The following is a 21,239-nucleotide window of genomic DNA, read 5'->3' on the forward strand; positions in this document are numbered from 1 at the left end:
GAACCCCGTGACCCTCGGTGCGAACTCACGGCTGTGGAACGTCGGCGACGGTACGGTGAACGACATGGCCGGTGACCACGATGTGCCCGTACCCCGGACCGGTTTCTCGATCGCGCGCCGCGGCTACGACCAGGCGCAGGTCGACAGCCACCTGCGCCGGCTCGACGCCGAGGTACGCATGCTGGCGGCCGACCGTGACGCGGCGGTCGCCCAGAACACCCGGCTGAGCCGCGAGCTCGACGACGCCCGTACCCGCGCCGAGGCCATGCAGCAGCAGGTCAACCGGCTCGCCGGCCCGCCGCAGAGCGTGCAGGGCATGAGCGAGCGGCTCCGGTCGATGCTGCGTCTCGCCGAGGACGAGGTCGCCGAGATGCACGCCGCGGCGAACCGCGAGATCGCCGAGCAGCGCCGCCAGGCCGAGGAGCACGCCCGCGCCGTCGTCGAGGACGCGCGTGTCCGGGCCGAGCAGACGGTCGCGCAGGCCGAGGCCACGGCCGCGGAGGCCGCGCACCGGTCCGCCGAGCGGGAGCGCGCCGCCGAGGAGAAGCAGTCCCGCGTCGAGCGGGAGCTGGCGGCGCTGCGGGAGCGCACCGAGGCCGAGCTCGCCGAGCGGCGACGCGTCACCGAGGCCGAACTGGCCGAGCAGCGCACGACGACCGAGCGCGACCTCGCCGAGCAGCGCAGCACCACCGAGCGCGAGCTCACCGAGGCCGAGCGCACCGTCACCGCCCGGATCACCCGCGCCGACACCGAGGCCCGGGAGAACCGCGAGCAGGTCGAGCACGACTTCCGGATCGCGATGGACCAGCGCCGTACCGAGGCGCTGACCTCGCTGTTCGCCGAGCGCGACGCGCTCGAGGCCGACATCTCGCGCCGTGAGCGCGAGGCCGCCGAGCGGATCCGCCGCGACCTGGACCAGGCCCGCACCGACGGCGAGAAGATCCGGTCCGACGCCCGCCGGGAGGCCGAGGAGACCACCTCCGCCGCCCAGCGCCGCGTCGAGCAGCTCATCGGGCTGCGCGCCCGGGTCGCCGAGCAGCTGCGTGGCGCGCGGTCGCTCATCGAGTCCGGCGTCGACGACCTCGATGCGGGCCCGGCCCTGGCCGACCTGCCCGCCGACGGGCCGCCCGCGGGGCAGGCCCCCGTCGAGCAGCCCGCGGCCGGGATCGCCGAGCCGCCGACCACCGTGGCCCCCACGGCGCCGGGCGCGGCCGACACCCCCCCGAGCACGCCCCGCACGGTCGAGGAGGCCGTCGCGGCGACGGAGCGCCGGCCCGCCGCCGCGGGGAGCGAGCCGGAGCCCCCGGCCGGGCCGACGGGCAGCGGGAGCTCCGGGTCCGGCCGCCCCCGGCCCTCGCCGCGGGCCCGCAGCAGCTACGGCGGCAGCAAGCGGACCGCACGCACCCGCTGAGCGGGACCCGTCCGCGCGGCGCGGTACGGCCGGGACCCGGCCCCGCGCGGCGCGGGGCCGCCGCGGGCCGCACCGCGCCGCTCGGTACCGCCGGGAACCGGCACCGCGCCGCTCAGTGCCGCCGGAAGCCCGCCCGCCGACGGTCGCGCGCGTTCCAGCACGGCAGGTGCCAGTGCCGCCGCTCCTCGACCCCGCGGCCGTCCTCGGCGGGCCAGGTCACCACGTGCGGCATCCCCGAGGGCAGCAGCTGGTCGCAGCCGGGGCACCGGTAGTGCTTCACGGTGGTGCCGCCCGGCACCCGGCGGACGTAGTGCTCGCCGTCGCGGCCGCTCTCCAGGTCGGTCGTCATGCCGCTGCCCAGCGGTGGCGCGACGGGACGGCCCCGCCCCCGTTCCGAGGGGCGGGGCCGTCGCGCACGCCGTCCTGCCATGCCCCCCAGTGTCCCAGGGGCGCCGGGATCCCTCAGCGCTTGGTGTAGTCCCGGAACCCGTGACCGGTCTTGCGCCCGAGCCGGCCCGCGGTGACCAGGTGCTCCAGCAGCGGCGCGGGGGCGAACCCGGCCTGGTGGAACTCGGCGTAGAGGGACTTCTCGATCGCCAGCGACACGTCGAGCCCGACGACGTCGAGCAGCTCGAACGGGCCCATCGGCAGCGCGCAGCCGGTCTTCATGGCGGCGTCGATGTCGTCGGCGGTCGCGTAGTGCGCCTCCAGCATCTTGACCGCGTCGTTCAGGTACGGGAACAGCAGCGCGTTGACGATGAACCCGGCCCGGTCACCGCAGCTGACCGGGACCTTCTTCAGCTTCTGGCACACGTCGAGGATCGTGGCGGCCACATCGCGCGAGGTGCCGATCGTGGACACCACCTCGACCAGCTTCATCACCGGTGCGGGGTTGAAGAAGTGCATGCCGATCACGTCGCCGGGGCGGCTCGTGACCGCGGCGCACTCGACGACGGGCAGCGAGGACGTCGTCGTCGCCAGGATCGCGCCCGGCTTGCAGATCTCGTCGAGCGCGCCGAACATCGCCCGCTTGACGTCGAGCTCCTCGGCGACGGCCTCGACGACGAGGTCGACCTCGGCCATGTCCTCCAGCGCGGTGGTGCCGCTGATCCGGGCGAGGACGGCGTCGCGGCCCGCCTCGTCCAGCTTGCCGCGGGCGACCGCCTTGTCCAGGGACTTGCGCACCAGCGCGACCGAGCCCTCGACCTTGGAGTCGCTGCGCCCGCGGACGACGACGTCGTAGCCGGCCTTCGCGAACACCTCGACGATGCCCGAGGCCATGGTGCCGGTGCCGATCACGCCGACCCGCTGCACGTCGCGCAGGGTCACGTCGTCGGGCACGGCCGAGGCCGGGGTCTCGCCGTCGGCGACGACGGTGGAGCTGTGCGGGGCGGAGTAGGTGTAGAAGCCGCGCCCGGTCTTCCGGCCGAGCAGACCGGCGGTGATCATCTGCTTGAACACCGGGTTCGGCGCGTGCATCAGGTTGCGCGACTCGCCGTACATCGTCTCGAGGATCTCGTAGGCGGTGTCCAGGCCGATGAGGTCGAGCAGGGCCAGCGGACCCATCGGGTAGCCGCAGCCGTAGCGCATGCCGGCGTCGAGGTCCTCGCGGCTGGCGTAGCGCTCGGCGTACATCTTCGCCGCGTGGTTCAGGTAGCCGAACAGCAGCGCGTTGGCGATGAAGCCGGCGCGGTCGCCGATGACGACCGGGACCTTGCCGAGGGAGTCGGCGAACGCCTGGACGTCGGAGATGACGTCGGGCTCGGTGACGACGGTCCGCACGACCTCGACCAGCTTCTGCACCGGTGCCGGGTTGAAGAAGTGCATCCCGACGACCTTGCCGGGCCGGGTGGTGCGCACGGCCAACTCGGTGACCGACAGCGACGAGGTGTTCGAGGCGAGGATGGTGTCCTCGGCGACGACCTTGTCGACCTCGGCCAGCAGCGCGGTCTTGGCGTCCAGGCTCTCCGGGATGGCCTCGACGACCAGCTGCGCCGGCGCCAGGTCGGCCAGGGTGGTGGTGACGGTGATGCGACCGAGGAGCTCGTCCGCCTGCTCCCGGGTGAGCTTGCCGCGCTCGATGGCGCGGTCGGTCGAGGCCGCCAGGTGGGCCCGGCCGCGCTCTCCCGACGCCTCGTCCACCTCGACGGCGACCACGTCGAGACCGTTGCGGGCGAAGACCTCGACGATGCCCGCCCCCATCGTGCCGAGGCCGACCACTCCGACGGTCCGGAACTCACGTGTCACGCTGCAACCTCCTGGTTCGACAACCCTGTCTTCCGCGTCGTCGCGCATCCTGTCATCCAGAGGTGCTACCAGTGGGTAACATGCGACCAGGACCACCCCGACGTGCGGGAACGGTCCTGGTCGTCGGGTGAGGGGGTCCCTCAGCGCCCGTGGCGGGCCTTCACGATCCCGACGAGCGTCTGCATCGTCCGTGCGGTCCGCCGGAAGCTGGTGACGACGATCGGCATCCCGAACCGCTGCCGGGCGATCGACTGGGCGCGGGTGAACTCGCGCAGGCCGTCGGCGCCGTGGATGCGTCCGAAGCCGGACTCCCCCACCCCGCCGAAGGGCAGCGACGGGATCCCGGCGAAGGAGATCACGCCGTTGATCGAGACCATCCCGCAGCGGAGCCGCTCGGCGATCTGCTCGCCGTGCTTCGCGGAGAACACGGTCGCGCCGAGGCCGTAGCCGGTGGCGTTGGCGCGGCGGACCGCCTCGTCGACGTCGGGCACCCGGTTGACCACGACCAGCGGGCCGAAGGTCTCCTCGGTGACCGCGACGGAGTCCTCGGGCACGTCGGCGATGACGACCGGCGAGATCGACCCGCCCTGGGCGGGCACCGAGTCGGCGCCGCCGACGATCGCGCGGCCGCCGCGCTCCAGGGCGTCGGTGACGTGCCGGCGCACGATCTCGGTCTGCGACGGCATCGTCATCGGCCCGAGGTCACCCTCGTTCGTGGCCGTGCCGACCTGCAGCTTCGACGCCGAGGCCCGCACCTTCTCCAGGAACCGGCCCGCGACGGACTCGACGACGTAGACCCGCTCGACCCCGACGCAGGTCTGGCCCGCGTTGGACATCCCGCCCCAGACGGCGGCGTCCGCGGCGGCGTCGAGGTCGGCGTCGGCGTCGACGATCAGCGGGTCCTTGCCGCCGCACTCCATGAGCACCGGAACCAGGTTCTCCGCGCAGGAGGCCATCACCCGGCGGCCGGTCGCGGCGGACCCGGTGAACGCGATCTTGCCGACGCCGGGGGCGCGGCACAGCTCGGCGCCGGTCGGCCCGAACCCGGTGACGACGGTCAGCAGCGGGTGGCGGCCCACCTCGGGAACGGCCTCGGCGAGCGTGCGGGCGATCTCGTGCCCGACTCCCGGGGTCAGCTCCGAGGGCTTGAACACCACGGTGTTGCCGGCGGCCAGCGCGTAGGCGATCGAGCCCATCGGCGTGAAGATCGGGTAGTTCCACGGCCCGATGACGCCGACGACGCCCAGCGGGCGGTACGCCACCGACGCCGCCTGGTTCGCCATCAGCAGGCCCGGGGACACCGAACGCTTCCCGAGCACCTTCGCGGCGTTGGCCGAGGCCCAGTCCAGGTGGTCGATGGCGAGCACGACCTCGAGGCGGGCGTCGTCGAGCGGCTTGCCGGTCTCGGCGGCGACGACACCGGCGACCCGGTCGAGCTGCGCGACCAGCACCTTCTTCCAGGCCGCGAGCCGGCGACGGCGCTCGGCGAACCCGAGCCCGTCCCACCACACCCCGGCCTCGCCGGCGTCGCGGACGGCGGCACGCACGTGCTCGCCGTCGTGGACGGGGTAGCGGGCGAGCTCCTCCCCGGTGCGCGGGGAGAGGGACGCGAAGTCCCCCGAGGCGGGCACGGCGGCGGTCGTGCGGGCGGAGTCAGCGGCGGTGGCACTCACGTGGTCAGGCTAGACGCCGTGGCAGGGCCCGGCCGGGCCTGCGCTGGCCCGGCGGGGCCGCCTCAGAACAGGAGCAGGTCGTCGCGCGCCATCCCGCGCAGCGCGTCGTAGTCGACGGTCACGCAGCGGATCCCGCGGTCGACGGCCAGCGTGCGGGCCTGCGGCTTGATCTGCTGGGCCGCGAACACCCCGTGCACCGGCGCGAGCAGCGGGTCGCGGTTCATCAGCTCCAGGTACCGGGTGAGCTGCTCGACGCCGTCGATCTCGCCGCGGCGCTTCACCTCGACCGCGACGTGCGCGCCGTTCCCGTCGCGCAGCAGCAGGTCGACCGGGCCGACGGCGGTCATGTACTCGCGGCGGACCAGCGTGTGGCCCTCCCCGAAGGTCTCCGGGTGCGCGGCGAGCAGCTCCTGCAGGTGCGCCTCGACTCCGTCCTTGACCAGGCCGGGGTCCACACCGAGCTCGTGGCTGGAGTCGTGCAGCACCTCGTCGATGGTGATGACCAGCGACTCGTCGGCCTTGTTCCGCACCGTCCACACGCCGGGCTCCTCGGTGAGCCAGCACGGTGGCGACATCCAGTTGAGCGGCTTGTAGGCGCGGTCGTCGGCGTGGATGCTCACCGAGCCGTCCCGCTTGACCAGCAGCAGACGGAGGGCCATGGGCAGGTGGGCGGTCAGCCGTCCGACGTAGTCCACCTGGCAGCGGGCGATGACGAGACGCACCCGGCTCACTGTAAGGCCGGGTGGATGGATCATCCTGGGCGGGTGATCGAGCAGACCTCGAGCCGCCGGGTGTACGCCAACGACTGGATGACCGTCCGGGAGGACGGCATCCGGCGTGCCGACGGCACCCGGGGGATCTACGGCGTCGTCGACAAGCCCACCTACGCCCTGGTGATCCCCCGCGACGACGACGGCCGCCTGCACCTGGTCGAGCAGTACCGCTACCCGGTGGGCGGCCGCCGCTGGGAGTTCCCGGCGGGCACCGCGCCCGACCGGGCCGACGTGGACCCGGCCGAGCTGGCGGTGCGCGAGCTCGTCGAGGAGACCGGGCTGGCCGCGGCGCGGATGACCCTGCTCGGCACGCTGGACTGCGCGCCGGGCATGTCCAGCCAGCGCGGTCACGTCTACCTCGCGACCGGGCTGACCGCGGGCCCGCCGCGCCGCGAGCACTCCGAGCAGGACATGCGCGCCGCCTGGTTCACCCCGGACGGGTTCGAGGCGATGGTCCGCCGCGGCGAGCTGACCGACGCCCAGTCGCTCGCCGCCTGGACGCTGCTGATCCTGCACGACGCGCGGGCATGATCGGCGGGAGTGGAGCGCAGGACGCAGTGCACCGGCCTCGACGCTCCACTCCCGGCGATCACCCGGTGAGCACCGGCAACGCCGCCACCCGGCTGAACCCGGGGCGGGGCAGCCAGGTGACCTCCGCGGCCGGCACGGCGAGCCGCAGGCCGGGGAAGCGTTCGAACAGCATCCGGAAGGCCACCTCGCCCTCCTGCCGGGCCAGCGCGGCACCCAGGCAGTAGTGCGCGCCCTGCCCGAACCCGAGGTGTCCCTCGCCCCGCCCGGTCTCCCGGGCGAGGTCGATCTCGTCGGGCCGGTCGTAGGCGCGCGGGTCGTGGTTGGCCGGCAGCAGCCCGGCGATGACCGGGGTACCGGCGGGCACGACGGTGCCGCCCAGCTCGACGTCGACGGTCGGGTACCGGAACTGGGTGAACTGCACCGGGCCGCGGGCGCGCATCAGCTCGTGCACCGCGCCCGGCCAGCCCGCCGGGTCGGCCCGCAGCGCGGCGAGCTGGTCCGGGGCGCCCAGCAGCGCCAGCACGCCGTTGGTGACCAGGTGCGCCGTCGTCTCGTGCCCGGCCATGACGATCGCGAAGATCATCGTGACCATCTCGCGGTCCGAGAGGCGGTCGCCGTCGTCGTCCTGGGCGGAGATCAGAGCGCTGACCAGGTCGTCGGCGGGCTCGGCCCGGCGGGCGTCGATGAGGGCGTGCACGTGGGCGATCGCCGCCCGCAGCGCGGGCCCGGTCCGCTCGCGGTCCATCGTGGTCAGCACCGCGCCCCATTCGTGCCACTGCGGACGCTCGGGCCCGGGCACCCCGACGAGCTCGCAGATCACGGTGATCGGCAGCGGGTAGGCCAGCGCCTCCACCAGGTCCACCGGCGCGCCACCGGCCCCGGCGGCGGCCACGTCGTCGAGCAGGGCGGCGGTGATCTCCTCCACCCGCGGGCGCAGCGCCGCCACCCGCTTCACCGTGAACGCGCGCGACACGAGCTTGCGCAGCCGGGTGTGCTCGTCGCCGTCGACGGTGAGGATGGTGCGCGCCAGGTAGCCCACGACGTCGTCGGGCACCCCCATCGTCGCCATGATCTTCTCGCGGATGTCCGGCCCGCCCGCGAGCGCCGGATCGGTCACGAACCGCGGGTCGGTCAGGACCGTGCGGACGTCGTCGTAGCGGGTGACGAGCACGGCGGGCGGGCTGCCCAGCATCGTCACGGTGGTGGTGGGCGCCTGCTCGCGCATCCGCCCGTAGGCGGTGTACGGGTCGGCGGTGACGGCCGGGTCCATCAGGTCCACGGCACTCGGTGCGACCATCTCGGGGCTCCTCTCCTCGCGCGCCCGGGTCAGCGGACGCGACGTCTCCACTCGTCGTCGATGTGGGCGACCAGTGGCCGGTACAGGGCGGCGACCTCCCCCGCGAGGTCCGCGGCGCGGGACGCGGGGGCGGGCCCGGCGAGCTGCCGGGCCAGGCCGTGCTCGATCAGTGCGGCGGTGCGCGCCGGGCCGGCCGGGGCGAACGCGCTCTCGGTGCCCTCGGCGAGGAAGTACCCCCAGGTCACCGCGCCCCAGGCGTGGATCTGCTCGTCGGCGGCGATGTCGTCGTCGACCAGGCGGGCCGCGCGCAGCAGCCGGAAGTGCTCGCGCACCACGGCGTCGCGGCGGCGCCCGAGCTCCCCCAGGGTCCCCGCGGCCTCGTGCGCGAGCCGGCCGAGCACCTCGGTGTCGCCGAGGTAGAGCACCCGGGCGACCTCGTCGGCGCGCAGCCGCTCGTAGAGCACGCGCGACATCCCCCAGGGCAGGGCGACGACGTGCTCGGCGAGCATCCGGTCGGCCAGCTCGGCGAACAGCCGCCGCTGCGACCGCAGCAGCACGGTGAGGAACAGCGCGTCCTTGCTGCGGACGTGCAGGTAGACGGTGCCCTTCCCGACGCCGGCGCGGCGCGCGACGTCCTCCACCGTGACCCGCCGGTAGCCCTGGCGGACCAGCAGCTCGGCCGCCGCGTCGAGCACCCGTTCCATCCGCGCCAGGTCCGCCCCGTCCCCGGCCGGCACCACTGCCGTCACGCCACCTCCCGACCTCGTGACCGGATCCACGAATCCGGTCATGCGGTCAGGCTAGCCCCGACGGGTCTCGGCGTCGAGGGTTTTCCGGGCTACCGTCGACCCATGCCCGACTACGAGCACCTGCTGGTCAAGCAGGACGGCGACACGGTCCGGATCACGATGAACCGCCCGCAGCGACGCAACTCCCTCACCGAGGACCACCTGCGCGAGCTGCTGGACGCCTTCGAGAGCGCCGGACGCAGCGACGCGACCGGGATCGTGCTCGCCGGTGAGGGCAAGGCCTTCTCCTCGGGCCACGACTTCGGCGACGTCGCCGCCCGCGACCTGGCGGGGGTCCGCTCCCTGCTGCGGCTGTGCACGACGGTCATGCGCACCGTGCAGGAGGTGCCGCAGGTCGTGATCGCCCGGGTCCACGCGACGGCCTGGGCCGCGGGCTGCCAGCTCGTCGCGTCCTGCGACCTCGCCGTCGCCGCGGAGTCCGCGACGTTCGCGCTGCCCGGCGGCAAGGGCGGCTGGTTCTGCCACACCCCGGCCGTCCCGGTCGCGCGGAACATCGGCCGCAAGCGGCTGATGGAGCTGGCCCTGACCGGGGACCCGGTCGACGCGGCCACCGCCGCCGACTGGGGCCTGATCAACTATGCCGTCCCCGACGGCGACCTCGACGCCCGCGTGGACGAGCTGCTCGCCCGTGCGACCCGGGGCAGCAGGTTGTCCAAGGCCGTCGGCAAGCAGACCCTCTACGCCCAGCTCGACCGTCCCGAGGCCGACGCCTACAGTGTCGCGGCCGAGGTCATGGCGTCGATGTCGCAGTCCGGGGGCGCCCGCGAGGGCATGGCGTCGTTCCTGGAGAAGCGGGCCCCGGAGTGGACCGACTGATCGACACCTAGGCTCGCGGGACCATGCAGATCCGCACCACCACCCGGCTGAGCCGGCGGCGCCTGCTGGGGGCGGCCGCCGCCCTCGGCGGGACGGCGCTGGCCGGGCCGCTGCTGGGCGGCTGCGGGGGGCCGTCGGACCCGCTGTCCCGGCTCCGAGCCGGCGGCGACGTCGTCGTCGGGCTGTCCGGGGAGCGCCCGTTCGGCTACACCGACGGCTCCGGCCGGGCCACCGGGGAGAGCCCGGAGGTGGCCCGCGCGGTGGTCACCGGCCTCGGCGGCAGCGGCCTGGCCGCGGTCCAGACGAGGTTCGACCAGCTCGTCCCCGGCCTGCTCGACGGCCGCTTCGACGTCATCGCGGTCGGGCTGACGATCACCGCGCTGCGCTGCCAGCAGGTCGCGTTCTCCCGCCCCGACTACGTGGCGGGTACCGGCCTGGTGGTCCCGGCCGGGAACCCGCTGGGCGTCGCGACACTGGCCGGGGTCCGCCGGTCCGGGGCGACGCTGGCGGTGCTCGACGGCAGCGCCGAGCAGGAGTACGCGCTCGCGGCCGGCATCCGGGCCGAGCACATCGTCACCGTCGACTCGCAGGGCGCGCTGGTGCGCGAGGTCGCGAACGGCGGTGCGCAGGTGGGGGCGCTCACCCGCATCTCGCTGCTCGACGAGGTCCGCCGCAACGCGGGCATCGGTCTGGAGGTGACCGCCGCGTTCGCCCCCGAGGTGGCGGGACGACCGGTCGTCGGGGCAGGGGCGTTCGCGTTCCGCCCCGCCGACGGTGCCTTCCGCGACGAGTTCGACCGCGGGCTCACCGCGCTGCAGGACTCCGGGCGCTGGCTGGAGCTCGCCGCGCCGTTCGGGTTCACCGCGGCGAACCTGCCGCCACGCGACCTCACCGTCGACGAGCTCTGCGCCCGCACCCCCGACTCCTGAGCCGCGCGGCCGCCGGACTGGAATGATCCGGGCCATGGCGCTGCGCATCGCGGGTATCGACGTTCCCGGCCCGTCCGACCTGCTCTCCGGCGCGGCCTCCGTGGTCGAGGCGACCGGCGACCTCGCCGGGACCGTCGCCGGGCTGCCCGCCCGGGCCGGGGAGCTGCTGGAGGAGGTCGGCTCGCTGGTCGGCCGGATCGGCACGATCGCGACCCGCGCCGAGCAGCTGCTCGACCGGGTGGACGGCGTCGTCGACCGGGCCGAGGGGCTGATCGGGACCGTCGACACCGTCGCCGGGGAGGCGACCGGGCTCGTGGCCCGGGTCCGCCCGGTCGCGGAGCAGGCCGAGGCGCTCGTCGCCCGGGTCACCGGCGTCGCGGGGAACGCGGAGGAGCTGGTCGGGCGGGTCACCGGCGTCGCCGGGAACGCGGAGGAGCTGGTCGGGCGGGTCACCGGCGTCGCCGGGAACGCCGAGGAGCTGGTCGCGCGGGTCGGCGGGGTCGCCGACGAGGCCGACACCCTGGTCCGCAAGGTCACCACCGTGTCCGAGCAGGCCGACGGCCTGGTCCGCCGGGTCACCACCGTCTCCGAGGAGGCGGGCGACCTGGTCCGGCGGGTCACCACGGTCTCGCAGAACGCCGAGGGCATCGTCGAGCAGGTGTCGGTGGTCACCGGGAACGCGAGCGGGCTGCTCGCGCGGGTCGACACCGTCACCGGCGAGGCGGGCGGGCTCATCCGGACCGTCGGCGAGATCAGCGAGCGCGCCGGCGGCCTCATCGGGCAGGTCGAGACCGTCACCACCGACGCGACCGGTGTCGTCACCGCGGCGAAGGCGGTGTCCGACCGGGCGGGCGAAGTCGTCGGGCAGGCCGCGGGCGCCAGCGAGCAGGCCGGTGAGCTGCTGGACCTCTACGGCCCGCTGGCCCGCCGGGCGGCCCCGCTGGCCCAGCGCTTCGTCGACGAGCTCTCCGAGGAGGAGGTGCGCGCCGCGATCCGGCTGGTGGACCAGCTGCCGAAGTTCACCGAGCACATGGAGGAGGACATCATGCCGATCCTCACGACGCTCGACCGTGTCGGACCGGACGTGCACGAGCTCCTGGACGTGCTCAAGGAGGTCCGGCAGGCGATCATCGGGATCCCCGGCTTCAAGCTGCTGAGCCGCCGGGGCAGTGAGAAGGACGAGAGCTGACCCACCGGGAGGACGGGGCGTGGACCGGACCTGCGGCGAGCAGACGTTGTACGCACGGACCCTCGAGAGCAGCGCGACGTTCGGTCCGCGCCAGGGCCGTGAGGTCGTCTTCGGCCGCAACCGGCCGCTGGTGCACCTGGCGCTCGGCGTCGACGACCTGCGGATCAGCCGTGAGCACGGCCTCCTGCGCTTCGACGACGGCCGGTGGTGGGTGCACAACGGCGGCCGGACCGCGATCCGGCTGCCCTCGGGCACGGAGCTGCGCCCGGGCGATCCCCCCGTGCCGCTGGCGGCCGGCTACACGCTGCTGACCGTGCTCGGCTCCCCCGGGCGCGAGCACGCCCTGGAGGTCCGGGTGAGCGGCCCGGAACCGGGTGGCACCGGCGCCCTCCCACCCGACGCGCACACCTACGAGCCCCCGGTCTGGCCGCTGGACCCCGACGAGCGCCGGGTCGTCGTACTGCTGGCCCGGCGCTACCTGCAGGGCGACTCCCGCCCCACGCCCCAGAGCTGGCGGCAGGTCGGGGAGGGCATGCAGGCGCTGGACCCGGAGGCGGGCTGGACCCACCGACGGGCCGAGCACACCGTGCGTGCGGTCCGCGAGCGGCTCTCCGCCGCGGGTGTCGCCGGGCTGCTCGCCGAGGAGGTGGAGCCGCCGGTCGGCAACGCGCTGAACGAGAACCTCGTCGCCGAGCTCGTCCGCAGCCGCTCGATCACCGCGGCCGACCTCGACGCACTGGACCGGGAGACACCGTGAGCACGGTCCTGGTCCCGGGCGCCGTCGTCGCCGGGCGCTACACCGTCGGCGAGCGGCTCGGCGCCGGCGGGATGGGCCTCGTGCACCGGGCCCGGGACACCGTGCTGCAGCGCGACGTCGCGCTCAAGCAGGTCCTGCTCCCCGACGACGGCCACCCGGGCGGGTCCGACGGGGCCGGTCCGGCGGCGACCCGGCGGCTGCGCCGGGAGGCCGCGGTCGCCGCGCAGCTGCACCACGGCCGGATCGTCACCGTCTTCGACGTCCTGGAGCTCGACGGCGGCCCGCTGCTGGTCATGGAGTACGTGCCCGCGGAGAGCCTCGCGGCGCTGCTCCTCCGATCCGGACCGCTGCCGTCCGGCGTCGCCGCCCGCATCGGGGCGCAGGTGGCCGAGGCACTCGCGGCACTGCACGAGAACGGGATCGTGCACCGCGACGTCAAGCCCGCGAACGTCCTGGTCTCCGCCGACGGCCCGGTGAAGCTCACCGACTTCGGGATCGCGCTCATCCCCACCCGGCACGCGCACACGGTCGGCGCCCTGGGCACCCCCGCGTACTTCGCACCCGAGACCGCCCGCGGCGCGGACCCCGCCCCGCCCGCCGACGTCTACTCCCTCGGGGCCACGCTCCGGGTGCTGACCGAGGGCGAGCCACCCTACGGCTGGGCCGAGGACAGCCCGCTCGCGCTCATCCGGCGGATCGCCGAGGAGCCGGTACCGGCCCCGTCGGGCCGGGGTCCGGTACCGGAGCTGCTGACCGCGATGACGGCCACCGACCCCGCGGCCCGGCCGACCGCGGCCGAGGCGGCACGGGCGCTGTGGGCGCTCGCCGACCGGCCCGAGCCGGTACCGGCCGCACCCGCGCCGGGCGACGGGTCCCCGACCCGTCCCGACGACGTCACCGCCGGGCCCGATCACGGCGTCGCGGACCCGCGGCCGCGACGACGCGGGGCCCTGCTGGTCGGCGCGGCCGTGGTGCTCGCCGCGGCCGCGGTCGTCGGCACGACCCTGGTGCTCCCCGGCGACCGGCCGGACACCACCGCCGCACCCGGCGGGTTCCCGGAGGCCGTACCGGCCCTGGCCGTCGGCGACCAGCGCACCGCCGATCCCTGCCTGGTGGACCCGGCCGTGCTGGCGCCGTGGGGTGCGCCGCAGACCGTCCCCGACTACGGCGGCTTCGCCTCCTGCGACGTCGACGCCTTCCGCGAGGGCACCGACACCGTGGGGGTGTCGGTCCGCTACCAGCAGCGCACCGACGACCCGCCCGACGGCGCACGGGAACGCCGCGGCGAGCTCACCGTGATCCGGCGCCCCGCCGAGGGCACCGACTGCGAGCGCTACCTGTGGCTGGCCGACGGCACCGTGGTGCAGGTGCAGAGCGGGTTCGCCCCGTCGGCCGCGGCACAGGCGGCCCCGGACCCGTGCGCCCCCGCCGAGGCGGCCGCGGCGTCGGCGGCGGCCACCCTGGCCCGCGGTGTGCCCCGCCGCACCCCGCCCACGTCGAGCGCACTGTGGGCCGCGGACGCGTGCACCCTGCTGCGTCCCGAGGACCTGACCGTGCTGCCCGGGCCGAACCGCTCGGAGTTCTTCCGCGACGTGGCGGGCTGGCGGTGCGACTGGGACGCGGGCGACGCCGTCGACGCCCTGCAGATCACCCTGTCCTTCGACCGCTACGACGACCCGCGGGGCACCGACGCCCGCCGGGGCCCGGGCACCGACACCTGGACACGCGCCGACGGCGACACCGCCTGCAACGCCGAGGTGCCCGTCCGGGACTTCGTCGGCACCAACGGGCGGCCCATGTCGGAGGTGCTGCGGGTCAAGACCGCCGAGGGCGGCCTCGGTACCGGCGAGCTGTGCGACCTGGCCGCCCGCCTCGCCGGTACCGCGCGCACGCGGCTGGGCTGACTCAGTCCAGACCCTGGGACCGCCGGATCAGGGTGACGATCTCGTCCATCATCCCGGTCAGCCGGAAGTTCTTCGGCGTGAAGACCGCCGCGACCCCGCCCTCGCGCAGCCGCTTCTCGTCCTCGGGCGGGATGATCCCGCCGACGACGACCGGCACCTCCCCGGCCCCGGCCTCGCGCAGCCCCCGCACGACCGCGGGCACGACCTCCAGGTGCGACCCGGACAGCACCGACAGCCCGACCGCGTGCACGCCCTCCTGGACCGCCGCCGCCACGATCTGCGACGGCGTCAGCCGGATCCCCTGGTAGACCACCTCGAACCCGACGTCGCGGGCGCGCACGGCGACCTGCTCGGCGCCGTTGGAGTGGCCGTCGAGACCGGGCTTGCCGACCAGCATCCGCAGCCGCTGCCCCAGCTCGTCGCCGGTGGCGCGGACCCGCTCGCGGACCTCGGAGATCTCGGTGGCGCCCTCGCCGGACATGCTCGCCCCCGCCACTCCGGTCGGGGCCCGGAACTCCCCGAACACCTCGCGCAGCGCACCGGACCACTCGCCGGTGGTCACGCCCGCCTTCGCGCAGTCGATCGAGACCTGCATGAGGTTCTGCTCGGTCTTGGCCGCGTCGCGCAGCGCCCGCAGCGCCTCGTCGACGGCGTCCTGGTCCCGCGCGGCGCGCCACTCGCGGATCGCCTCGACCGCGGACCGCTCGGTCGCCGGGTCGACGGTGAAGATCGCGTCGGCGCCCTCGGCCTGCAGCGGGCTCGGCTCGGTCGTGTCGAACTTGTTGACCCCGACCACGACCTCGTCGCCGGACTCCAGCCGTCGACGGCGGGCGGCGAGGGAGTTGACCAGCTCGCCCTTCATGTAGCCGGACTCGACGGCCGCGACCGCGCCGCCCATCTCCTGCACCCGGTCGATCTCGGCGCGGGCGCCCTCGACGAGCTCGGACACCTTGGCCTCGACGACGCGGGAGCCGTCGAAGATGTCCTCGTACTCCAGCAGGTCGGTCTCGTAGGCCAGCACCTGCTGCATCCGCAGCGCCCACTGCTGGTCCCAGGGCCGCGGCAGGCCGAGCGCCTCGTTCCAGGCGGGCAGCTGGACCGCACGGGCCCGGGCGTCCTTGGACAGGGTGACGGCGAGCATCTCCAGCACGATGCGCTGGACGTTGTTCTCCGGCTGCGCCTCGGTCAGCCCCAGCGAGTTGACCTGCACGCCGTAGCGCAGGCGTCGCTGCTTGGGGTTCTGCACGCCGTAGCGCTCGAGGGTGATCTCGTCCCAGAGCCGGCCCAGCGCGCGGAGCTTGCACATCTCCTCGACGAACCGGATGCCGGCGTTGACGAAGAACGAGATGCGCCCGACGACGTCGCCGAACTTCTCCGGCGGCACCTGCCCGGAGTCGCGCACCGAGTCGAGGACGGCGATCGCCGTGGACAGCGCGTAGGCCAGTTCCTGCGTCGGCGTGGCCCCGGCCTCCTGCAGGTGGTAGCTGCAGATGTTGATCGGGTTCCACTTGGGGATCTCGCCGACCGACCAGGCGACCATGTCGGTGATCAGCCGCAGGCTGGGCCCGGGCGGGAACACGTAGGTGCCCCGCGACAGGTACTCCTTGACGATGTCGTTCTGGGTCGTCCCGGCCAGCTTCGCGCGGACCTCGGCGTAGTCCAGACCGGACTGCTCCGCCTGCTCCTCGGCGACGGCCACGTACAGCGCGAGCAGCCACATCGCCGGGGCGTTGATCGTCATCGAGGTGTTGGCCTCGGCGACCGGGATCCCCTCGAAGAGCGTGCGCATGTCACCGATGTGGCTGACCGGCACGCCGACCTTGCCGACCTCGCCCTTGGCGAGCTCATCGTCCGGGTCGTAGCCGGTCTGGGTCGGGAGGTCGAAGGCCACGGACAGACCCGTCTGCCCCTTGGCCAGGTTGCGGCGGTAGAGCTCGTTGGTCTTCTCCGCCGAGGAGTGACCGGCGTAGGTGCGGATCACCCACGGACGGTCGCGCTCACGATCGGTGGGGTACGGCACCGGAACCTCCGTGTCGTCGCGGGAGCACAGTCGGCACTGCCTGTGATGCGGACTGAGACTACTCGTCAGTAGCCGGCGACGGGCACGGAGTCGTCCCTCGTCACAGTCGGCGTGTTCGGCAAAGTACGCGACGCGCGCGGGAAACCGAGCGCTGGATCGGTTCACCACCCGACCCCTCGGACAGGGCGCGTCGCCCGTCCGGGTGCGACCATCGGCGGATGGAGCTCGACCTGGTCCCGCGGCTCGGCGCCGTCATCGGCCTGGCGGTGGTGCTGCTGGTGCTCGGGCTGCTGCTGCGCTGGACCTACGGCCACCAGAAGCACCACGCGCTGCCCACCGACGACCCGGACGACCCGGTGGCCACCGGGCTGCTCACCGAGGTCTCCCGGGTACCGGGCCAGGAGGCCGCCCGCGTGCTGCGCGACCGGCTCCGCTCCGAGGGCATCCGCGCGACGACCTCGCGCGCCGACGGCGGCGGCTGGGTGCTGCTCGTCTTCCCCCGCGACGTGAAGGACGCCCGCGTGGTGCTGAGCCGCCGCTCCCTGGACTGAGCGCTCAGTCCACCCGGTGGTAGCGGGCGTCGAAGAAGCAGAACACCCCGTAACAGGCGATCCCGACGCCCACCGCGACCAGCAGGAACACCCCGTAGGGCTGTTCGCGCAGCGTCTTGAGCGCCGAGTCCAGCCCGTTCGCGCGCTGCGGGTCGAAGGTCAGCGCGGCGACGCCCAGCAGGATGCCCAGCACGCCGATCGCGATCCCCTTGGCGATGTACCCGGCCTGCCCGGTACGGGCGTTGATCCGCCGCAGCCGGGTGTCGGCGCCGCCGAGGTCCTGGTCCTCGGTGAACTTCTTCCGGTAGCCGTTCCAGGCCAGTACGCCGCCGCCGACCAGCACACCCAGCCCGATCAGCGCGGTGAGGATCTGGCCGCCCGGCAGGCCGAGCAGTCCGGCGGTCGCCCGCCCACCGCCGCCGCTCGAGGCGCGCCCGCTGACAGCGGTGGTCGCCGCGGTGACGGCCAGCACGGCGTAGACGACCGCCTGTCCACCGGCGACGACCCGCTTCACCGTCCGCTTCGTGCTGTCGCCGACGTAGTGGAAGCCCCACACCGCCGAGACCGTCCGCCACAGGACGACCGCGGCGAACCCGACCACCAGCACCCACAGCAACACCCGGCCGGCCGGCTCGGCGGCGATCGCCCCGAGGGCGCCGTTCTGGTCGGCCTGCCCGCCCGAGCCGAGCGCGATCTGCACGGCGAGCCACCCGATCAGCAGGTGCAGCACCCCGTTCGCGGCGATGCCGACCCGGGCGGCGACGCGCACCGGTGTCGAGTGCGCGGCGTCCCGCGCCCCGCGGCCCGCCTTGCGGCCGGCCTGCGAGACGTCCGCGGCGTCGGGGGTGCTCACCATGACGGGCCTCCTCGTCGAGTCGACGCGAAGGGTGGCACGGCGCGGACCGGTCCGCCGGGCTGATGGGCCGTTCGGAGCAACGGCGAGGCCGCACCCGGGCCGTGTCGCGCCGAGGGGTGTCGCCCACCCCGGGCCGGATCGCCGCCGGGTACCGGCGCCGCCACGGCGAGCCGCCGCCAGCGCCCCTGCGGGGCCGAGCGCCTACCGCTCCGGCTCGCCCGCGACCCGCCGGATGTCGGCGCCGAGCGCGGACAGGTTCTCCACGAACCGCGGGTAGCCGCGGTCGATGTGCGCGACGTCCCAGACCTCGGTCGTGCCCCGTGCGCACAGCCCGGCCAGTACCAGCCCGGCGCCGGCCCGGATGTCGCTGGCCCACACCGGCGCGCTGGACAGCTCCGGCCGCCCCCGTACGACGGCGTGGTGCCCGTCGGTGCGGGCGTCCGCACCCAGGCGCACCATCTCGTCGACGAAGCGGAAGCGCGCCTCGAACACGTTCTCGGTGATCATCGACGTGCCCTCGGCGACGGCGGACAGCGCGATCGCCATCGGCTGCAGGTCCGTCGCGAAGCCCGGATAGGGCAGCGTCACGAAGTCGACCGCCTCCGGGCGGCCGGGCATCGCGACCGAGAACTCCTGCTCGGCGGTGGTGATCTCGGCGCCCGCGCTGCGGAGCTTGTCGAGGACCAGGTCGATGTGGTGCGGGTCGACGCCGCGCACGGTGACCTCGCCCCGGGTCATGGCGGCCGCGAACGCCCAGGTCGCGCCGACGATCCGATCCCCGATGACGCGGTGCGTGGTCGGCTGCAGCCCCGCGACGCCGTGCACGGTCAGCGTGGAGCTCCCGACGCCCTCGAGCTTCGCGCCCATCTGCTGCAGCATCACGCAGAGGTCGACGATCTCCGGTTCGCGGGCCGCGTTGTCGATCACCGTCGTGCCCTCGGCGAGCACCGCGGCCATCAGGATGTTCTCGGTCGCGCCGACGCTCGGGAAGTCCAGCCAGATCTGCGCGCCGTGCAGGTCGCCCGCCGTCGCGGTGACGCTGCCGTGCACGATGTCGGTGGTCGCGCCGAGCTTGCGCAGCCCGTTCTGGTGCATGTCCAGCGGCCGCGAACCGATCGCGTCGCCCCCGGGGAGCGGGACGACCGCCCGCCGGCAGCGCGCGACCAGCGGCCCGAGCACGCACACCGACGCGCGCAGCTTGGACACCGACCGGTAGTCGGCCTCCGCCCCGGGGTCGGCGGGCACGTCGATGTGCACGGTCGACCCCTCGATCGCGACCGTGCAGCCCAGGCTTCGCAGGACGTCGGCCATCAGCGGCACGTCCAGGATCTCCGGGCAGTTCTCGAGCGTCGTCCGTCCCTCGGCCAGCAGCGCCGCCGCCATGAGCTTGAGCACGCTGTTCTTCGCCCCGACGACGTCGACGGACCCGCTCAGCCGGGCCCCGCCGTTGACCGCGAAATGCTCCACCACGCCCGGAACGGTAACGGGACCGTCACCGCGCCGGATGCCCGCCCCGGACGGTCCTGACCCTTCGGACCGTCCGGCGCACCCCCGCATCTGGTCGCCGAGGCACCGGCGCCCCTAGCCTGTCGGGGTGGCGGTGCATCTCACGCGGATCTACACGAAGACCGGCGACGACGGTACGACGGCCCTGGGCGACTTCAGCCGGGTCCGGAAGACCGACGCCCGGCTGGCGGCCTACGCCGACACCGACGAGGCGAACGCCGCGATCGGGGTCGCCGTGACCGTCGGGGGACTCCCGGAACGGATCGTCGACCCGCTGCGGCAGATCCAGAACGACCTGTTCGACGTCGGTGCCGACCTGTGCACCCCGATCGTCGAGAACCCCGAGTACCCGCCGCTGCGGGTCACCGAGGGCTATGTGACCCGGCTCGAGGGCTGGTGCGACGAGTTCAACCCCGAGCTGCCCAAGCTCAACTCCTTCATCCTCCCCGGCGGCACCCCGGGCGCGGCGTACCTGCACGTCGCCCGGACCGTCACCCGGCGTGCCGAGCGGTCGGTGTGGGGCCTGCTGGAGGTCGACCGGGAGCACACCAACCCGCTGACCGCGCAGTACCTCAACCGGCTCTCGGACCTGCTGTTCATTCTCGGCCGGGTCGCGAACCCCGACGGCGACGTCCTGTGGCAGCCGGGCGGCCCGCACGGCGCCCCGACCACCGACGCCTGACCGGACCCGCTCAGGACGGCCCGCTCAGAACAGCACGGCCACCAGCAGCGCGACGACGGCGCCGCAGCCGAACGCCACGGCACGCCGCATCGCGGCGCCGCTGCGGCTCCGGCTGCGCTCCAGGTGGTCGCCGCGCTCGGCGACGGTGAGCGTGAGCGGGTGGCCGGCCGCGGCGGACAGCCGTACCCGGTCCCCGGACAGCCGGGCCTCCCCCACCACGGTGAGCCGGGAGCCCGGCTCGATCCGCCACTCGGTGCGCTCACGGGCCACCGTCGGGTCGACGAGGCGGAACAGGCCGAACTCGCGGCCCCCGCCGTCGTCGGTGACCCGGCGGCGCTCGGCGACCGGGATCTCGGTGTGCGCGTCACGGGGGTCGACCACGACCTCCGCGCCGCCGTCGGTCAGCCGGAACGGCCGCTCCCGCCGCTGCTCGGCGACGACCTGCCGTTCCTCCCGGTCGTCCCGGCCGCGGGAGAGCGCCTCCTCGACGAACCGGAACCAGACCGAGTCGACCCCGGTCAGCGGGGCCGGGCGGGCCTCGTCGTCGAGCGGCTCGACGGTCCCGGACAGCGACACCACCTGGCGGAACGCCGGGGCGTCGAGCTCGTCGCGGACGGACCCGGCCATGGCGACGAGCTCCGCGATCGTCACCGGGGTCGCGGCCAGGCCGCGCGTCCAGCGGGCGTGCCCGTCGCGGGCCTCGCGGAACGACGTCCACGCCAGCCAGCCGAGAATGCCCGCGAACGCCAGGAAGACCAGATCCACGACGGCAGCATAGAACGGACAGAACGGACGTCAGGTCCGTAGAGCTACCGATCCGGCGAGGTCAGGACGCCTCGCGGTAGCCGTGCCCCTGCCCCGGCGGGGTGGACTCCAGCCAGGCCATGAAGCCGGTGCGGACACCCGCCGACATCGCCAGCTCGACGTCGATGCCCCGGCCTGCGGCGTCGCGGCCGCGGCAGCGCAGCACCTCGACCGCCATCGGGATCGCGAACTCCTCCGACCGGTGCGGCGGCCGCCGGTCCACGATCTCCAGGTCGGCCCGGTCCATCACGACGGTCGCACCGATCCGGAAGCTGGTCAGGCGGTACCAGGCGAACCGCTCGCCCTCGTAGCGCCCGACGCCGAAGTGCCAGTCCGTGACAGCGAAACGGCGGCGCAGACACAGGTCCACACCGCCGTTGCGCATGAGTCGTACCCGCCGTACGGCGAGCCAGACCAGGGGGACGACCAGGCACAGCAGCAGAACTCCGACGAACGCCGCGATGAGCTCCACTGCCGTGCCCGG

The 21,239-nt window shown here is 74.5% G+C and carries 20 protein-coding genes; 9 read left to right on the plus strand and 11 right to left on the minus strand.

Going from position 1 to position 21,239, the window contains the following annotated elements; all coding sequences use genetic code 11:
• Positions 1 to 64 precede the first annotated feature (64 nt).
• Complete coding sequence (locus ND486_RS10350) at positions 65 to 1,411, plus strand: hypothetical protein (protein WP_251784092.1); 1,347 nt, start codon at positions 65 to 67, stop codon at positions 1,409 to 1,411.
• A gap of 112 nt (positions 1,412 to 1,523) precedes the next feature.
• On the opposite strand, the gene ND486_RS10355 is transcribed toward ND486_RS10350, so the two are convergent.
• From ND486_RS10355 to nucS, 4 genes are all read right to left on the minus strand, one after another.
• Positions 1,524 to 1,760 carry a hypothetical protein gene (locus ND486_RS10355; RefSeq protein WP_083474308.1) on the minus strand — a complete coding sequence of 79 codons (237 nt, stop codon included), beginning with the start codon at positions 1,758 to 1,760 and terminating at the stop codon, positions 1,524 to 1,526.
• A 113-nt stretch (positions 1,761 to 1,873) separates the two neighbouring features.
• A complete protein-coding gene (locus ND486_RS10360) occupies positions 1,874 to 3,658 on the minus strand; it encodes a 3-hydroxybutyryl-CoA dehydrogenase (RefSeq protein ID WP_251784094.1) in 1,785 nt (594 codons plus the stop codon).
• 140 nt (positions 3,659 to 3,798) lie between these two features.
• Positions 3,799 to 5,331: an aldehyde dehydrogenase family protein gene (locus ND486_RS10365; protein ID WP_374231396.1), complete on the minus strand. Its 1,533-nt coding sequence runs from the start codon at positions 5,329 to 5,331 to the stop codon at positions 3,799 to 3,801.
• Positions 5,332 to 5,393: 62 nt separating this feature from the next.
• Positions 5,394 to 6,053 (minus strand): endonuclease NucS, encoded by a 660-nt coding sequence (gene nucS / locus ND486_RS10370; RefSeq protein ID WP_251784096.1) that lies wholly within the window; start codon positions 6,051 to 6,053, stop codon positions 5,394 to 5,396.
• Positions 6,054 to 6,140: 87 nt separating this feature from the next.
• Between nucS and ND486_RS10375 the strand changes: the two genes are divergently transcribed.
• Positions 6,141 to 6,635 (plus strand): NUDIX hydrolase, encoded by a 495-nt coding sequence (locus tag ND486_RS10375; protein WP_285898572.1) that lies wholly within the window; start codon positions 6,141 to 6,143, stop codon positions 6,633 to 6,635.
• Between the two features lie 58 nt (positions 6,636 to 6,693).
• On the opposite strand, the gene ND486_RS10380 is transcribed toward ND486_RS10375, so the two are convergent.
• Together ND486_RS10380 and ND486_RS10385 are read right to left on the minus strand one after the other, a co-directional pair.
• On the minus strand, positions 6,694 to 7,932 hold the full coding sequence (locus ND486_RS10380) for a cytochrome P450 (RefSeq protein WP_251784111.1): 1,239 nt from the start codon (positions 7,930 to 7,932) through the stop codon (positions 6,694 to 6,696).
• Between the two features lie 29 nt (positions 7,933 to 7,961).
• Positions 7,962 to 8,681 (minus strand): TetR/AcrR family transcriptional regulator, encoded by a 720-nt coding sequence (locus tag ND486_RS10385; protein WP_251784113.1) that lies wholly within the window; start codon positions 8,679 to 8,681, stop codon positions 7,962 to 7,964.
• Positions 8,682 to 8,783: 102 nt separating this feature from the next.
• On the opposite strand from ND486_RS10385, the gene ND486_RS10390 reads away from it, so the two are divergent.
• From ND486_RS10390 to ND486_RS10410, 5 genes are read left to right on the plus strand one after another with little or no spacing between them, the layout of a single operon-like run.
• A complete protein-coding gene (locus ND486_RS10390) occupies positions 8,784 to 9,557 on the plus strand; it encodes an enoyl-CoA hydratase-related protein (RefSeq protein WP_251784115.1) in 774 nt (257 codons plus the stop codon).
• Positions 9,558 to 9,580: 23 nt separating this feature from the next.
• Positions 9,581 to 10,486, plus strand: a complete 906-nt coding sequence (locus ND486_RS10395; protein WP_062397335.1) for a transporter substrate-binding domain-containing protein — start codon at positions 9,581 to 9,583, stop codon at positions 10,484 to 10,486.
• A 34-nt stretch (positions 10,487 to 10,520) separates the two neighbouring features.
• Entirely contained in the window at positions 10,521 to 11,675 is a 1,155-nt protein-coding gene (locus ND486_RS10400; RefSeq protein WP_251784118.1) for a hypothetical protein, read from the plus strand.
• 19 nt (positions 11,676 to 11,694) lie between these two features.
• A complete protein-coding gene (locus ND486_RS29010) occupies positions 11,695 to 12,432 on the plus strand; it encodes an FHA domain-containing protein (protein ID WP_285898499.1) in 738 nt (245 codons plus the stop codon).
• Positions 12,429 to 14,336, plus strand: coding sequence for a serine/threonine-protein kinase (locus tag ND486_RS10410; RefSeq protein WP_251784120.1), 1,908 nt, complete (start codon positions 12,429 to 12,431; stop codon positions 14,334 to 14,336). The genes ND486_RS29010 and ND486_RS10410 overlap by 4 nt, the downstream gene beginning before the upstream one ends.
• Before the next feature lies 1 nt (position 14,337).
• Here ND486_RS10410 and ND486_RS10415 read toward each other — a convergent pair whose 3' ends face one another.
• Entirely contained in the window at positions 14,338 to 16,356 is a 2,019-nt protein-coding gene (locus tag ND486_RS10415; protein ID WP_062397343.1) for a protein meaA, read from the minus strand.
• Between the two features lie 218 nt (positions 16,357 to 16,574).
• On the opposite strand from ND486_RS10415, the gene ND486_RS10420 reads away from it, so the two are divergent.
• Positions 16,575 to 16,907, plus strand: coding sequence for a hypothetical protein (locus ND486_RS10420; protein ID WP_251784122.1), 333 nt, complete (start codon positions 16,575 to 16,577; stop codon positions 16,905 to 16,907).
• A 4-nt stretch (positions 16,908 to 16,911) separates the two neighbouring features.
• Here the strand turns inward: ND486_RS10420 and ND486_RS10425 are convergent, their stop codons facing one another.
• A complete protein-coding gene (locus tag ND486_RS10425; RefSeq protein WP_251784124.1) occupies positions 16,912 to 17,763 on the minus strand; it encodes a DUF1206 domain-containing protein in 852 nt (283 codons plus the stop codon).
• 201 nt (positions 17,764 to 17,964) lie between these two features.
• Positions 17,965 to 19,233 (minus strand): UDP-N-acetylglucosamine 1-carboxyvinyltransferase, encoded by a 1,269-nt coding sequence (gene murA, locus ND486_RS10430; protein ID WP_062397349.1) that lies wholly within the window; start codon positions 19,231 to 19,233, stop codon positions 17,965 to 17,967.
• A gap of 124 nt (positions 19,234 to 19,357) precedes the next feature.
• Here murA and ND486_RS10435 point away from each other — a divergent pair, with 124 nt between their 5' ends.
• Entirely contained in the window at positions 19,358 to 19,951 is a 594-nt protein-coding gene (locus tag ND486_RS10435; RefSeq protein WP_251784126.1) for a cob(I)yrinic acid a,c-diamide adenosyltransferase, read from the plus strand.
• A gap of 24 nt (positions 19,952 to 19,975) precedes the next feature.
• Here ND486_RS10435 and ND486_RS10440 read toward each other — a convergent pair whose 3' ends face one another.
• Together ND486_RS10440 and ND486_RS10445 are read right to left on the minus strand one after the other, a co-directional pair.
• The gene (locus ND486_RS10440) at positions 19,976 to 20,716 is read right to left on the minus strand and encodes an E3 ubiquitin ligase family protein (protein ID WP_251784129.1); all 741 of its coding nucleotides are present in this window, start codon (positions 20,714 to 20,716) and stop codon (positions 19,976 to 19,978) included.
• A 61-nt stretch (positions 20,717 to 20,777) separates the two neighbouring features.
• Positions 20,778 to 21,227, minus strand: coding sequence for a DUF2550 domain-containing protein (locus ND486_RS10445; RefSeq protein ID WP_062397354.1), 450 nt, complete (start codon positions 21,225 to 21,227; stop codon positions 20,778 to 20,780).
• Positions 21,228 to 21,239: the final 12 nt, after the last annotated feature.

Origin of the sequence: Pseudonocardia sp. DR1-2 (assembly GCF_023717215.1) — a bacterium.
GTDB lineage: Bacteria > Actinomycetota > Actinomycetes > Mycobacteriales > Pseudonocardiaceae > Pseudonocardia > Pseudonocardia alni.

Coding starts and splice junctions, on each gene's coding strand:
- ND486_RS10390 (WP_251784115.1), top strand. CDS start 8,784: ATGCCCGACTACGAGCACCTGCTGGTCAAGCAGGACGGCGACACGGTC.
- ND486_RS10420 (WP_251784122.1), top strand. CDS start 16,575: ATGGAGCTCGACCTGGTCCCGCGGCTCGGCGCCGTCATCGGCCTGGCG.
- ND486_RS10375 (WP_285898572.1), top strand. CDS start 6,141: ATGACCGTCCGGGAGGACGGCATCCGGCGTGCCGACGGCACCCGGGGG.
- ND486_RS10380 (WP_251784111.1), bottom strand. CDS start 7,932: ATGGTCGCACCGAGTGCCGTGGACCTGATGGACCCGGCCGTCACCGCC.
- ND486_RS10355 (WP_083474308.1), bottom strand. CDS start 1,760: ATGACGACCGACCTGGAGAGCGGCCGCGACGGCGAGCACTACGTCCGC.
- ND486_RS10350 (WP_251784092.1), top strand. CDS start 65: ATGGCCGGTGACCACGATGTGCCCGTACCCCGGACCGGTTTCTCGATC.
- ND486_RS10395 (WP_062397335.1), top strand. CDS start 9,581: ATGCAGATCCGCACCACCACCCGGCTGAGCCGGCGGCGCCTGCTGGGG.
- ND486_RS10400 (WP_251784118.1), top strand. CDS start 10,521: ATGGCGCTGCGCATCGCGGGTATCGACGTTCCCGGCCCGTCCGACCTG.
- ND486_RS10425 (WP_251784124.1), bottom strand. CDS start 17,763: ATGGTGAGCACCCCCGACGCCGCGGACGTCTCGCAGGCCGGCCGCAAG.